Source organism: Janthinobacterium sp. HH104 (genome assembly GCF_001758715.1).
In the GTDB taxonomy this organism is placed as follows: Bacteria; Pseudomonadota; Gammaproteobacteria; order Burkholderiales; family Burkholderiaceae_D; genus Janthinobacterium; species Janthinobacterium aestuarii.
In genome coordinates this window covers 17,484-30,155 of sequence record NZ_LRIB01000033.1, presented here as the reverse complement: position 1 = coordinate 30,155, position 12,672 = coordinate 17,484, and the positions used below count along the sequence as shown (strand labels likewise).

At 64.8% G+C, this 12,672-nt stretch carries 11 protein-coding genes and 1 tRNA gene; 2 read left to right on the top strand and 10 right to left on the bottom strand.

Annotated features, from left to right (window positions below; genetic code table 11):
* Window positions 1-9: 9 nt before the first annotated feature.
* Complete coding sequence (locus JAB6_RS12795) at window positions 10-1,221, bottom strand: penicillin-binding protein activator (RefSeq protein ID WP_083292707.1); 1,212 nt, start codon at window positions 1,219-1,221, stop codon at window positions 10-12.
* A 165-nt stretch (window positions 1,222-1,386) separates the two neighbouring features.
* On the opposite strand from JAB6_RS12795, the gene rsmI reads away from it, so the two are divergent.
* Window positions 1,387-2,295, top strand: coding sequence for a 16S rRNA (cytidine(1402)-2'-O)-methyltransferase (gene rsmI, locus JAB6_RS12790; protein ID WP_070303149.1), 909 nt, complete (start codon window positions 1,387-1,389; stop codon window positions 2,293-2,295).
* A 60-nt stretch (window positions 2,296-2,355) separates the two neighbouring features.
* Here the strand turns inward: rsmI and JAB6_RS12785 are convergent, their stop codons facing one another.
* On the bottom strand, window positions 2,356-2,958 hold the full coding sequence (locus JAB6_RS12785; protein ID WP_070303148.1) for a hypothetical protein: 603 nt from the start codon (window positions 2,956-2,958) through the stop codon (window positions 2,356-2,358).
* Window positions 2,959-3,163: 205 nt separating this feature from the next.
* On the opposite strand from JAB6_RS12785, the gene JAB6_RS12780 reads away from it, so the two are divergent.
* Window positions 3,164-3,240 (top strand) — tRNA-Pro (locus tag JAB6_RS12780).
* A gap of 161 nt (window positions 3,241-3,401) precedes the next feature.
* Here the strand turns inward: JAB6_RS12780 and JAB6_RS12775 are convergent.
* From JAB6_RS12775 to JAB6_RS12740, 8 genes are all read right to left on the bottom strand, one after another.
* Window positions 3,402-4,322, bottom strand: a complete 921-nt coding sequence (locus tag JAB6_RS12775) for a hydroxymethylglutaryl-CoA lyase (protein ID WP_070303147.1) — start codon at window positions 4,320-4,322, stop codon at window positions 3,402-3,404.
* Window position 4,323: 1 nt separating this feature from the next.
* A complete protein-coding gene (locus JAB6_RS12770) occupies window positions 4,324-5,256 on the bottom strand; it encodes a glyoxylate/hydroxypyruvate reductase A (RefSeq protein WP_070303146.1) in 933 nt (310 codons plus the stop codon).
* Window positions 5,257-5,266: 10 nt separating this feature from the next.
* Window positions 5,267-7,294 carry an acetyl/propionyl/methylcrotonyl-CoA carboxylase subunit alpha gene (locus tag JAB6_RS12765; protein WP_070303145.1) on the bottom strand — a complete coding sequence of 676 codons (2,028 nt, stop codon included), beginning with the start codon at window positions 7,292-7,294 and terminating at the stop codon, window positions 5,267-5,269.
* Window positions 7,295-7,454: 160 nt separating this feature from the next.
* On the bottom strand, window positions 7,455-8,501 hold the full coding sequence (bioB, locus tag JAB6_RS12760) for a biotin synthase BioB (protein WP_070303144.1): 1,047 nt from the start codon (window positions 8,499-8,501) through the stop codon (window positions 7,455-7,457).
* Window positions 8,502-8,546: 45 nt separating this feature from the next.
* Window positions 8,547-9,332, bottom strand: coding sequence for a dethiobiotin synthase (bioD, locus tag JAB6_RS12755; RefSeq protein ID WP_070303143.1), 786 nt, complete (start codon window positions 9,330-9,332; stop codon window positions 8,547-8,549).
* Entirely contained in the window at window positions 9,322-10,518 is a 1,197-nt protein-coding gene (bioF, locus tag JAB6_RS12750; protein ID WP_070303142.1) for an 8-amino-7-oxononanoate synthase, read from the bottom strand. Before bioF ends, bioD begins: the two co-directional genes overlap by 11 nt.
* A 1-nt stretch (window position 10,519) precedes the next feature.
* The gene (gene bioA / locus JAB6_RS12745; protein ID WP_070303141.1) at window positions 10,520-11,848 is read right to left on the bottom strand and encodes an adenosylmethionine--8-amino-7-oxononanoate transaminase; all 1,329 of its coding nucleotides are present in this window, start codon (window positions 11,846-11,848) and stop codon (window positions 10,520-10,522) included.
* A 19-nt stretch (window positions 11,849-11,867) separates the two neighbouring features.
* A complete protein-coding gene (locus JAB6_RS12740; protein WP_035823218.1) occupies window positions 11,868-12,656 on the bottom strand; it encodes an enoyl-CoA hydratase/isomerase family protein in 789 nt (262 codons plus the stop codon).
* Window positions 12,657-12,672 lie beyond the last annotated feature (16 nt).

Here is a 12,672-nt window from a genome sequence, read left to right as displayed (position 1 = left end):
GGCGTGTCCTTATTGGGCCGGCGGTACGGCGACAGGCGCCGGCGCGGCAGGTGGCCAGGTGCCCAGCACGCCTTGCTGGTAGGTGGCGGCCTGTTCCGTGCGTTCGAATACGCTTTGCTCATTCTCGAAGCGCACGGCCAGGCGGCCCGTCACGCCATCAAGGGTAAATGGCGCGTTCGGCCGCAGCGCCACTTCGCGCGCCACGCGGAAGGCATCGATGCCCAGCGCGTACAGCCGTTCCATGTCGGCCGTCAGGCGGGCGTCGGCCGGTTGTGGCGGCTGCGGATACACCATGACTTGCGGATGGTCGCGCTGCACTTGCCATGGCAGGTCCAGCAGGCGCGCGCCGTCGAGCTCGGGGCCGCTGGCGCCGCGCCCGGCGCCGGGATTCAAGGACGAGGTGCCATACAGGGGCAGATCGCTGCCGATGGCCACGCGCAGCTGGCGCGCCTGGTCGGCGTCGAGCGCGGCAAACAGCAGGCCCGGCGGCGTGGCGGCCAGGCGCGCGCGCAGCTGCACCAGCTCGGCATCGCTCAGGTAGCCATTCGTGGCCGTCAAGTCCATCGTCTCGATCTTGCCGCCCTGGCGCAGCCATTCCTGCTTGAAGGCGGCGCTGATGCGGCGCTGCGAGGGCGAACCGGCCGACAGGACCAGCGCGCTGGCGCCCGGCTGTTCGCTGGCGGCCCAGGCGGCGACCTGGCGCGCTTCCGCCTCGATCGACAAACCCATCACCAGCAGCTTGGCCGGCAGGCGCGCCTCGCCGCGGTTGTCGGGGTGGTTCAGGGCGATCGTCGGCTTGCGTACCAGGTCGCTGTTCGCCACGGCCGTGACGGCCGAGCGCGACAAAGGCCCGACGACGATGTCCTGTTCTTCCTGTGCTTGCGCAAACTTGTTCAGCACGTCGCTGCTGCCGTCGCCCGTGTCGATCACCGTCACTTCAAAGCCGCTGCGGTCGCGCTCATACGCGGCCATGAAACCGGCGCGCAGCAGTTCGGCGGCCGGGCCCAGGGAAGCGGAGCGCAGCGGCAGCAGCAGGCCGATGTGGTGGACCTTGCCGTCGGACGGCGCCGGCGCTGTGGCGGCCGGCATGTCCTGCGGCGTGCCGGTCGCCGGCTTGGTATTGATGGGCGCCAGCGGCGCGCCATTGCCGTCGTAGGCGGTAATATCGGGTACGGCCACGGCAAACGTCACCGGTTCGGGCGCGGGCGGCTTGGGCGGCACGGGCGGTGGCAGCGGCTTCGGTGGCGGCAGCGCCCTTGTGTTAGATTCAATAGGCGCGCACAATTGCCCGGGCGCGTCGCAAGGCGTGCTGCAAGCGCTCAGCATGCCGGTCGCGGCACAAACAAGCAGTAACTTCACACTATTAGCAAGCATTTAACCTCCAAAATGACCGTACAAGAAATCAGTTCCATCGCCAGCCTGCCCATCATGACAGAGGCGGCGCACCAGGTCTATCCTATCGCAACATTGTATATAGTGGCCACGCCGATCGGTAATGTGACCGATATCAGCCTTCGCGCGCTGCATCTGCTGAGCCTTGCCGACGCCGTCGCCTGTGAAGATACGCGCAACACGGCGCACCTGCTGACGCGCTTTGGCTTGAACAAGCCCCTGATTGCGGCGCATCAACATAACGAACGCGAAGTGGCGCAGACCCTGATCGCCCGCCTGCACGCCGGCGAGCGCATCGCCCTCGTTTCCGACGCCGGCACGCCCGCCGTGTCCGACCCGGGCGCGCGCATCGTCGATGCCGTGCGCGCGGCCGGCTTGCGCGTGCTGCCCCTGCCCGGCCCGTCGGCGGCGATCACCGCCATTTCCGCCAGCGGCCTGTTGAACGACCAGTTCTACTTTGTCGGCTTCCTGCCCGCGAAAGCCAAGCAGCGCGAAAACATGCTGCACAGCCTGCGCGGCGTGACGGCCACCATGGTGTTCTATGAGGCGCCGCACCGCATCCTCGATTGTGCCACGGCCCTGGTGGAAGCGTTCGAACCGACGCGCCAGGTGGTGTTCGCGCGCGAACTGACGAAACTGTTCGAGGAAATCCACCGCTGCCCCCTGTCCGAGGCGGAAGCGTGGATACGTGCTGACGCGCACCGCGAAAAGGGAGAATTCGTCGTCCTGCTCGAAGGCGCGACGCAAGCGCAGGACGCGGAAGACGTGGAAGCGGAGCGCATCCTCAATATCCTGCTGGCCGAATGCAGCGTCAAGCAGGCGGCGAATTTGACAGCACAGATCACGGGCCGCAAGAAGAATGCCCTGTATGAGCGGGCGTTGCAGTTGAAGGGGCAGGAATAAAGTGACCGCGAAATACCCAGATTGGGTATGGTCGTACCCAATCTGGGTATGTTGTCAGGCTCACCACTTGCAGCCGCTATCCTTTTTGTCCAGCAACATCAACACGGGCGCCAGCAAGCCTGCGCCTGAGTAGGCGGTGCGGCAATCGCCGCGCTTGCCCTGCGCGATGTCGCGCGCCAGCTGGGTTTCCGTTTGCAGCGGCTTGTCGGGGATTTGCCCCACGGCCGTACCCACCTTGGATGGATCGCGCTCGCCGGCCATCTTGCGCGCCGTTTTCCTGGCCGCTTCCATGTCGAACTTTGGCGTTTCCGGGGTTTCTTGCCTGGCGGTATCGGGACTGGCCGCCCGCGTGGCCGGTGATGCCGGCACGACCGTGACGGATTGCGGGCTCGATGTTGGCGCCGTGGGCGCCGCCGGCGTTTCCCGGGTCGTGGCGAGTTTCGGCTTGCTGATGGGTTTTGGTTCGCGCTTCGGCTTGACGACTTCGACGGGCGGCGGGGGCGGCTTGGCGGCCAGCGGACGTATCCACACAGCGATCGACTCCACGCGCGGGGCCGTGTCCGGTGGCGCGGCTGGCTGCACATGGCGCCACAGAGTGATCAATGCGCCATGCAGCAGCAAGGACACGGCGATGCCCAGCACGATGCCGCGGCGGCTCGGCATGGGCTGGCCGCCGCCGCTTCTTTCTATCCTGAACTCCATTGCCGTCGTCGCCTTCATGTCTGATCGGGAAAACTTGCCAAGCCAGTGTCGCATATTTCCGGCATGTTGAAAAATACATGGGTCTCAGTGCCGCGCGTAAATAATTTACAGAGAGTTTCACCTGACCCTTGACCGAAGTCGATACGGCCTGTATTATCTTGGTCTTCGGAGTGTGGCGCAGCCCGGTAGCGCACCTGGTTTGGGACCAGGGGGTCCAAGGTTCGAATCCTTGTACTCCGACCAAATTTGTAGAAAAAAACCCAAGAGTTTCGGCTCTTGGGTTTTTTTTCGTCCGTACGGAGCACTGCATTCACACTGCAGGAGTCTTCACTGCCGGGGTCAGACCCCCGGATGTGTTGGCACTGAGCTTGACGCCAGCGGCATTGAGGGTCTGACCCCAAATTTCAGCCTGCGCGCTTCGCCGCGATCGCATTGCCCGCACGGCTAGATCCCTTGCGGCCCAGCTGCTGCGAGATGAACTGCCCCGCGTCCACCACCAGGTCCAGGTCGATGCCGGTGGCGATGCCCAGCCCCTGCATCATGTACAGCACATCCTCGGTGGCCACGTTGCCGGTGGCGCCCTTGGCGTACGGGCAGCCGCCCAGGCCGGACACGGACGAGTGATAGATCGCGATGCCCGTTTCCAGGCTGGCGTAGATATTCGCCAGCGCCTGGCCGTAGGTGTCGTGGAAGTGGCCGGACAGCCCGCCCACGTGGAAGGCGGCAATCGCGCGCTCCATCACCGCCTGCGTCTTGCGTGGCGTGGCCACGCCGATGGTGTCGGCGATGTCGATCTCGTCGCAACCGAGGTCGCGCATGCGGCCCACCACGTCGGCCACGGCGTCCAGCGGCACGTCTCCCTGGTAGGGGCAGCCGAAGGCGCAGCTGATGCTGCCGCGCAGGCGCAGGCCGTGTTCCTTGGCCGCTTTCGCCACGCCTTCGAAGCGGACGATCGATTCGGCGATCGAGCAATTGATGTTCTTTTGCGAGAACGCTTCGGACGCGGAACCGAAGATCACCACTTCATCGGCCTTCGCCGCCAGCGCTGCGTCAAAGCCTTGCATGTTTGGCGTCAGCGCCGAATAAATCGTGCCGGCGCGGCGCGCGATCTTGTCCATCACTTCCGCGCTGGTGGCCATCTGCGGCACCCATTTCGGCGAGACGAACGACGCCGCCTCGATATTGACGAAGCCGGCCTGGGTCAGGCGGTCGACCAGCTCGATCTTGACGGCGGCGCTGATGGTTTCCTTTTCGTTTTGCAGGCCGTCGCGCGGACCCACTTCGACGATCTTGACCTGCTTGGGCAGACTGGTAGTAGGGTTCATCTCAATATCCTTGCAAACGGTTGACGATGCCGGCGACAGAGTCTCCGGATTGCAGGCGGCGCATCTTGGCGGCGATCTGCGCCACGCTTTCGCGGCGCAGGGTGGCGGCCGAAATATGCGGCGTGATGGTGATGCGGGGTTCTTGCCAGAACGGGTGCTGCTGCGGCAGCGGCTCGTTGCGGAACACGTCCAGGGTCGCCCCCGCGATATGCCCGGAGCGGATCAGCGTCAGCAAATCCGGTTCGGCGATAAGCGCGCCGCGCGCCACGTTGATGACATAGGCGCCCGGCAGCAGCATCGACAGGCGTGCGCGGTCGAGCAGGTTGTGCGTGTCGGGCGTGAGCGGCAGCATGCACACGAGCACGCGCGTGCCGCGCAAAAAGGCATCGAGCCCCTCTTCGCCTGCATAGCATTGCACGCCATCGGCATGTTTTGGGCTGCGGCTCCATCCACGCAGCGGGAACTCGAACTGCGCCAGCGCTTCGAGCACGCGCGTGCCCAGCACGCCCATGCCCAGCACGCCGATAGGAAAGTCCGCCTTGTCGAACGCGGGCAGCGGCTGCCAGATGCCGGCGCGGCCCTGCGCCTCGTAATCGTCGAAACGGCGGAAGTGGCGCAGCACGGCATGGCTTACATATTCGGCCATTTGCACGCCCATGCCCGCGTCATCGAGGCGGACCAGTGGCACGTGGGCCGGCAGCGCGTCGCCAAATTTCAACAGCGCGTCGACGCCGGCGCCCGTGTTGAAGATGGCTTTGACCTTGGCCAGCTCGGGCAGCATGGCGGCGGGCGGCTGCCACACGACGGCGTAGTCGCATGGTTCAACCGCTTCGCCTTCGCGCCAGAAGACAATCTCGGCTTCGGGCAGCAAGTCGCGGAAGTCGCTGATCCACGCCGCTTCCTTGCCGTCCGAACGTTGTAACAGGATGCGCATGTGCTTACCTCTATGCGGCTGCCTTGAAGGCCAGCAGCGGTGCGCCATCGGCCACCTGGTCGCCGACCGCATACAGCACGTCTTCCACCAGGCCGTCGTGCGGCGCGGCGATCGTGTGTTCCATCTTCATCGCTTCCATGATGACCAGAGGCTCGCCCTTCTTGACGTCCTGGCCCTTGTTCACCAGTACGGCGACGACCTTGCCCGGCATCGGCGCCGTCAGGCGCCCGCCCTCCGCTTCCACTTCGCCCGCATGCGCCATCGGATCGTTGTAGTGCAGGGTGTAGTGCAAGCCGTTGGTAAATACGTGGAACTGCTCACCGTCGCGCAGCACGGTGCCATGCACGGCCCGCTCACCGAGCTTGATATGCAGCTCGTTGCCTGTGTGCGCCGTCAGGCTCAAGGGCAGGCCGTTGAACAGCCAGCCATCCGTTTTGTAGGCAACGCGCGCCGCGTAGGCCTGGCCCTCGCCCGCCTGCGTGAATTCATCGGCGAACGACAGGCTGCGCCCCAGGGTGCTGTTCAAACGCCAGCCCAGGGCATTGCCCCACGGGTCCGCGCGGTTGGCCGATTGCGTTTCGGCCGCCGCTTTTTCTTCCAGCAGCAAGGCGACGGACGCCAGCGCCAGGGCCGTGTCAGGCGCCGCCTGCAGGGCAGGGAACAGCGATGCTTGATTGCGCTCGATGAGGCCCGTATCGAGGTCGGCGCTGGCGAATGCCTGGCCTTCGACGAGGCGTTTCAAAAAGGCGATATTGCTGGCCAGGCCCACGATCTGGTAGTCGGCCAGTGCTTGCGCCATGCGCGCCAGCGCTTCGCGGCGGTCCGCGCCCCAGACGATCAGCTTGGCGATCATCGGGTCGTAGAATGGCGAGATCGCGTCGCCCTTGCGCACGCCCGAATCGATGCGCACGGGGGCCGGCACCACCGTGCCACCGAGTTCGAACGTGACGGCCGAAGGCGACTGCATGTGGCGCAGGGTGCCGATCGATGGCAAAAAGCCCTTCTCCGGATTTTCCGCGTAGATGCGCGCTTCGATGGCGTGGCCGTGGATCGTCAGTTCGCTTTGCTTTTTCGGCAGCGGCTCGCCAAAGGCGACGCGCAATTGCCATTCCACGAGGTCGGTACCGGTGATCATTTCCGTCACCGGGTGTTCGACCTGCAGGCGCGTGTTCATCTCCATGAAGTAGAACGAGCCATCCTGATTGGCGATGAATTCCACCGTGCCCGCGCCGACATAGCCGACGGCCTTGGCGGCGGCAACGGCCGCTTCGCCCATGGCCGCGCGGCGTTCGGCCGGCATGCCCGGCGCCGGCGCTTCTTCCAGCACCTTTTGGTGACGGCGCTGCACCGAGCAATCGCGCTCGAACAGGTAGATGCAGTTGCCCAGGGTATCGGCAAACACCTGGATTTCGATATGCCGCGGACGCGACAGGTATTTTTCGGCCAGCACCTTGTCGTCGCCGAAAGAGCTGATCGCTTCGCGCTTGCACGAGGCCAGCGCGGCCTTGAAATCATCGGAATGCTCGATGACTCTCATGCCCTTGCCGCCACCGCCAGCGGACGCCTTCAGCAGCACGGGGTAACCGATCTTGTCGGCTTGCGTGTGCAGGAAGTCCGCATCCTGTTCCTCGCCATGGTAGCCGGGCACCAGCGGCACATTGGCCTTTTCCATCAGCGATTTGGCGGCCGACTTCGAGCCCATGGCGCGCATGGCCGATGCCGGCGGGCCGATGAAGACCAGGCCCGCAGCGTGGCAGGCGTCGGCAAAGTCGGCGTTCTCGGACAGGAAACCATAGCCTGGGTGGATCGCCTGCGCACCTGTCGCCAGCGCCACGGCGATGATCTTGTCGCCGCACAGATAGCTTTCCTTGGCCGGCGCGGGGCCGATCAATACGGCTTCGTCGCACACGGCGACGTGCTTGGCATTGGCGTCCGCTTCCGAATACACGGCGACGGTCTGGATGCCCATGCGGCGCGCGGTGGCGGCGACACGGCAAGCGATTTCGCCGCGGTTGGCGATCAGGATTTTAGTGAACATGGTCTCTCTCTATTCTCTCAAAAAGGGGCAGCTGTCTCTTGGCGGACCTTGTCTGCTGGTGTGTCGGTTTACGCGCTTTGCGCTAAGCCGACCTACGCATTGGTGAGGCGGTATTCGTAGGTCGGGTCAGCCGGCACGGCGTAACCCGACAAGGCTGTCATCAGCAGCCGCACTTCTCTTTCTGTACCGATTCCAGCATGGCGCCGCGCGTCTGCAAGCCCAGTTTGCCGAGCAAGACGCGGTCGTCTTCCGCTTCCGGGTTGTCGGTGGTGAGCAGCTTGTCGCCGTAGAAGATGGAGTTGGCGCCAGCCAGGAAGCACATCGCTTGCACGGCTTCGCCCATCTGGCGGCGGCCGGCCGACAAACGCACGCGCGCTTTCGGCATGGTGATGCGGGCCACGGCGATCGTGCGCACGAATTCGAACGGGTCCAGCGCTTCCAGGCCAAACAACGGCGTGCCTTCCACCTGCACCAGGTGGTTCACGGGCACCGATTCCGGATACGGGTTCAGATTGGCCAGCTGGGCGATCAGGCCCGCGCGTTGCAGACGCGTCTCGCCCATGCCGACGATACCGCCGCAGCATACTTTCAAGCCCGCTTCGCGCACGCGGCCCAGGGTATCCAGGCGGTCCTGGTATTCGCGCGTCGAGATGACGTTGTCGTAGAACTCGGGCGCCGTATCGAGGTTGTGGTTATAGAAGTCCAGGCCCGCGTTTTTCAGGCGGTCCGCTTGTCCCTCTTCCAGCATGCCCAGGGTGGCGCAGGTTTCCAGGCCCAGCGCTTTCACTTTGCTGACCATCTCTTCGACTTTGTCCATGTCGCGGTCTTTCGGGCCGCGCCAGGCGGCGCCCATGCAGAAGCGCGTGGCGCCATTGGCTTTCGCCTGGCGGGCCGCGTCGAGTACCGTGTCGATGTCGAGGATTTTTTTCGCTTCCACGCCCGTGTCGTAGCGGGCCGCCTGCGGGCAGTAGCCGCAGTCTTCCTCGCAGCCGCCCGTCTTGATCGACAACAGGGTCGCCAGTTCCACGTCGCCATCGGGGAAGTTGGCGCGGTGGGTTTGCTGGGCCTTGAACATCAGGTCATTGAATGGCAGGTCGAACAGGGCCAGCACATCATCGATGGGCCAGGTGGCCGCTTCGGGCAGGGTGATGCGCGCCGCAGGGCGGTGCAGTTCGACGGTTTTTGCTGCTTCTTGGACTACGGACATGGTGATTCCTTCGCTTCTATTTTTTAGCTACGTTAAGTGTTCGGTTTAATTCTGTTGCGCCGGCCAGTTGGGCAAGCCGGTGAAATCGAGATACGCGGCCGCCGCTTCCGCGCTCGGCTGCGCCAGGCGCGGCACCCTGCCCAGCAGCGGCGCCGGGATGCGCTCGATCAGCGCATCGATATTTTCGTCGAGGAAGCGCATTTCCACTTCCAGGGTGTTGGCGACCCAGCCGATCACCGTCAAGCCGCGCGCTTCGACGGCTTCCACTGTCAGCAAGGCCTGGCTGATGCAGCCCAGACGCATGCCGACGACGAGGATCACGGGCAGATCGAGCTGCTGCGCCAGGTCGGCTGAATCGAAATCGCTGGAGAGCGGCACGCGGAAGCCACCCACGCCTTCGACCACGACGGCGTCCGAGGCGGCGGCGATTTCCAGGTAGGCGGCCAGGATCGGCACGGACTCGATGCTCACGCCTTCGAGCGCGGCGGCGATGTGCGGGGCGGCCGGTTCCTTCAGCATGTAGGGCGTCGTCAGGCTGCGCAGCATGGTGACGTTGCCGGCGGCGATCAGGCTGTCGGCGTCTTCATTATGCAGTTCGCCGTCGCGCATTTCGGCACCGGCGGCCACGGGCTTCATGCCGCAGGCGCGCACGCCGCGCGCGACCAGCGCGTGCAGCAGGGCCGACGAGGTCAGGGTCTTGCCGATTTCCGTGTCGGTGCCGGTGACGAAACAGGCAAAGCGCGATGGCAGGCCGGTGGCCGCCGGCGCCGCTTGCACGGCCGGCGCCAGGTCCGCCAGCACGTCCGCCACGATAGGGTCATCAAGGCTCATGGCGAGTCCTTTCCAGGGTGTTGACTGCGTTGATCAATTGCGCCACTTCCTGCGCCGTGTGGCCGGCCGACAGGGTCACGCGCAGGCGCGCCGTACCAACTGGCACGGTGGGCGGGCGGATGGCGCCGACCCACAGTCCCTGCTGGTACAGTTGGGCGGCGACGGCCAGCATGTCCGCATTCTCGCCGATGATGACGGGCTGGATGGCGCTCAATGACGGCAACGCTTGCCAGCGCCGCAGCTGCAAGCCGTCATTCCACTGCGCCACCAGCGCCGCCAGGTGAGCCCGGCGTTGTTGTCCTTCTTCCCCGGCGATGATGTCCAGGCTGGCCAGCAGCGCATGCGCGAGCGCGGGTGGGGCCGCCGTGGTGAAGATGTAAGGACGCGCCTTCTGGATCAGGGTGTCGATCACGGCTTCGTGCGCGCACACAAAGGCGCCGCCCACGCCGGCCGATTTGCCCAGGGTGCCCACATACACGAGGTAGGGCGAATGCAGATTGAAATGTTCTAGCGCGCCACGGCCATCGGCTCCCAGCGCGCCGAAGCCGTGCGCATCGTCGACCACCAGCCAGGCGCCATAGCGCTCGCACAGGGCCAGCAGCGCGGGCAGCGGCGCCAGGTCGCCATCCATGCTGAAGACGCTGTCGGTGACGACGATTTTCGTCTGTGCCGTGCTGGCCGCCAGTAGGGCCGCCAGGGCATCGAGGTCGGCGTGCGGATACACGCGCGTCTTGACGCGGGCCAGGCGCGTGCCGTCAATCAGCGAGGCGTGGTTCAGCGCTTCCGAAAAAATCTCGGCGTCCGGATCGCCCGCCGACAGGGCCGTCAGCACAGCTAAATTCGCCATGTAGCCTGTACAGAAATACAGGGCACGCGCCTGTTCCAGGTTGGCGCCCACGAAAGCGGCCAGGCGTTCTTCCAGCTGCGCGTGGGCGCGGCTGTGGCCACTGATCAGGTGCGAAGCGCCGCTGCCGGCGCCATACAGGTCGGCGCCCTCTTTCAGCGCGGCGACGATGCGCGGATGCGCGGCCAGGCCCAGGTAGTCATTGCTGCAAAAGGCCAGCATCTCGCGCCCATCCACCGTCAGGCGCGGCGCGCACGGCGTGTCGACGGTGCGGCGGCGGCGGATCAGGCTACGCTCTTCCAGCCCTTGCAGCTGCAGTTGTAATCGCGCGATCAGTTCCATCTCAGGCCCCGATCACATGATTGAAGACGGCCAGCGTTTGCTGGCCCAGGCCCGCGATTTCTTCGTCGTCGAGGATGTACGGCGGCATCAGGTAGACGGTGGAGCCGATGGGGCGCATCAACAGTTCGTGTTCCAGCGCCGTGCTGAAGAAGCGGCGCGAAAAATCCGGGGCAGCGTCCACCGCATCGAAGGCCCAGATCATGCCCTGCTGGCGGAAGTGTTTTACGCGCTCGTGCTGCGCCAGCGGCGCCAGGGCGCGCGTGATTTTTTCAGCGCGTACGTGGTTGGCTGCCAGCACATCGTCTTCCTCGAAAATCGACAGGGTCGCCAGCGCGGCGCGGCAGGCCAGCGGGTTGCCCGTGTACGAATGCGAATGCAAAAAGCCGCGGCGCACGTCGGTGCTGTAGAACGCCTGGTAGATATCTTCGCGCGTCATCACGAGGGACAGCGGCAGATAGCCACCGCTGATGCCCTTGGAGAGACAGACGAAATCGGGCCAGATGCCGGCCTGCTCGCACGCAAAGAAGGTGCCCGTGCGGCCGCAGCCGACGGCGATTTCATCGAGGATCAAATGGACTTGATGGCGGTCGCACAGGGCGCGCACCAGGGACAAATACAGCGGGTCGTGCATGGCCATGCCGGTCGCGCACTGCACCAGCGGCTCGATGATGATGGCGGCGATCTTGTCGGCTTTTTGCTGGAACAGCTGCTCGACTTCGGCGGCCGCGCGGCGCGCCACGTCCTCGGCGGTCTCGCCCTCGGCTGCCTGGCGAAAGTCGGGCGACATCACCGTCTGCGTGGCGCGCAGCAGCGGGCCGTAGGCATCCTTGAACAGGGCGACATCGGTGACGGCCAGCGCGCCGATGGTTTCGCCGTGGTAGCTGCCTTTCAGGCAGACGAATTCCTGTTTTTCGCTCTTGCCGCTGTTGCGCCATGCGTGAAAACTCATTTTCAGGGCGATTTCCACGGCCGATGCCCCATCGGATGCGTAAAAGCTGTGGCCAAGCACGCCGCCCGTCAAGGCAGAGAGTTTTTCCGACAGTTCGATCACCGGTTCATGCGTGAAACCGGCCAGCATGGCGTGTTCCAGGCGGTCCAGCTGGTCCTTGAGTTCCGCATTGATGCGCGGATTCGCATGGCCGAACAGGTTCACCCACCAGGAGCTGATGGCGTCCAGGTAGCGTCGGCCTTCGTGGTCATACAGCCAGGCGCCGCGGCCATGGCTGACGGGGATGAGCGGTACAGTCTCGTGATGCTGCATTTGCGTGCACGGATGCCACACGCTGCGCAGACTGCGTTCGACCCAGCCCGATTGTTTTTCTGCTTTCAAAACTGCTCCAATGATATTGCTAGCCCATGAGCCAACTCGGCTTGCGCTTGTCGAGGAACGATTGCACGCCTTCGCGTCCCTGCTCCGAGGCGCGGATTTGCGCGATGCGCTCGGCCGTGTCGGCCAGCAGCGCGTCGTCGACCGGCTGGCCGACGATCTCGCGCACCAGCGTTTTCGCTTGCGCCACAGCGTGCGGGCTGTTGCCCGTCAGCGCTTTGAGCACCTCGGCCGTTTTCGCGTCCAGCGCGCTTGCCTCGACTACCTCGTGGGCAAAGCCGATGCGCAGCGCCTCTTGCGCGGAGAATCGCTCCGCGGTCAGGAAATAGCGGCGTGCCGCGTTTTCGCCCATGGCCTTGATGACATACGGTGAAATAGTGGCCGGGATCAGTCCCAGGCGCACCTCGCTCAGGCAGAAATGCACGTCTTCCGCAGCCAGAATGATATCGCATGCGGCGACCAGGCCCATGCCGCCCGCATAACAGTCGCCCTGGATCTTCGCCACGACGGGCTTGGGACACAGGTAAATCGTGCGCAGCATCTGCGCCAGCTGCAGCGCGTCGGCCTGGTTTTCGGCATGCGTGTAGCCTGCCATCTTCTTCATCCAGTTCAGGTCCGCACCGGCGCAAAAGGCCGCGCCATTCGCCGCCAGGACGATGGCGCGCACCATGTCGCTGCGTCCCAGGCCCTCGAAGGCGCGCGCCAGTTCGGCGATCGTCGTCTCGTTGAAGGCATTGCGCACATCGGGACGGTTCAGGGTCACGGTGGCGACATTGCCCTCGATGACCAGCTTTAAGGTTTCAAATTCCATGGTCTTCGCTCCTTAT

What these genes read in the sequence shown, in the direction of transcription:
- rsmI (WP_070303149.1), top strand. Translation starts at nt 1,387, where the DNA reads ATGACCGTACAAGAAATCAGTTCCATCGCCAGCCTGCCCATCATGACA.
- JAB6_RS12770 (WP_070303146.1), bottom strand. Translation starts at nt 5,256, where the DNA reads ATGCGCATCCTGTTACAACGTTCGGACGGCAAGGAAGCGGCGTGGATC.
- bioB (WP_070303144.1), bottom strand. Translation starts at nt 8,501, where the DNA reads ATGTCCGTAGTCCAAGAAGCAGCAAAAACCGTCGAACTGCACCGCCCT.
- JAB6_RS12740 (WP_035823218.1), bottom strand. Translation starts at nt 12,656, where the DNA reads ATGGAATTTGAAACCTTAAAGCTGGTCATCGAGGGCAATGTCGCCACC.
- bioF (WP_070303142.1), bottom strand. Translation starts at nt 10,518, where the DNA reads ATGGAACTGATCGCGCGATTACAACTGCAGCTGCAAGGGCTGGAAGAG.
- JAB6_RS12785 (WP_070303148.1), bottom strand. Translation starts at nt 2,958, where the DNA reads ATGCCGAGCCGCCGCGGCATCGTGCTGGGCATCGCCGTGTCCTTGCTG.
- bioD (WP_070303143.1), bottom strand. Translation starts at nt 9,332, where the DNA reads ATGAGCCTTGATGACCCTATCGTGGCGGACGTGCTGGCGGACCTGGCG.
- JAB6_RS12775 (WP_070303147.1), bottom strand. Translation starts at nt 4,322, where the DNA reads ATGAACCCTACTACCAGTCTGCCCAAGCAGGTCAAGATCGTCGAAGTG.
- JAB6_RS12765 (WP_070303145.1), bottom strand. Translation starts at nt 7,294, where the DNA reads ATGTTCACTAAAATCCTGATCGCCAACCGCGGCGAAATCGCTTGCCGT.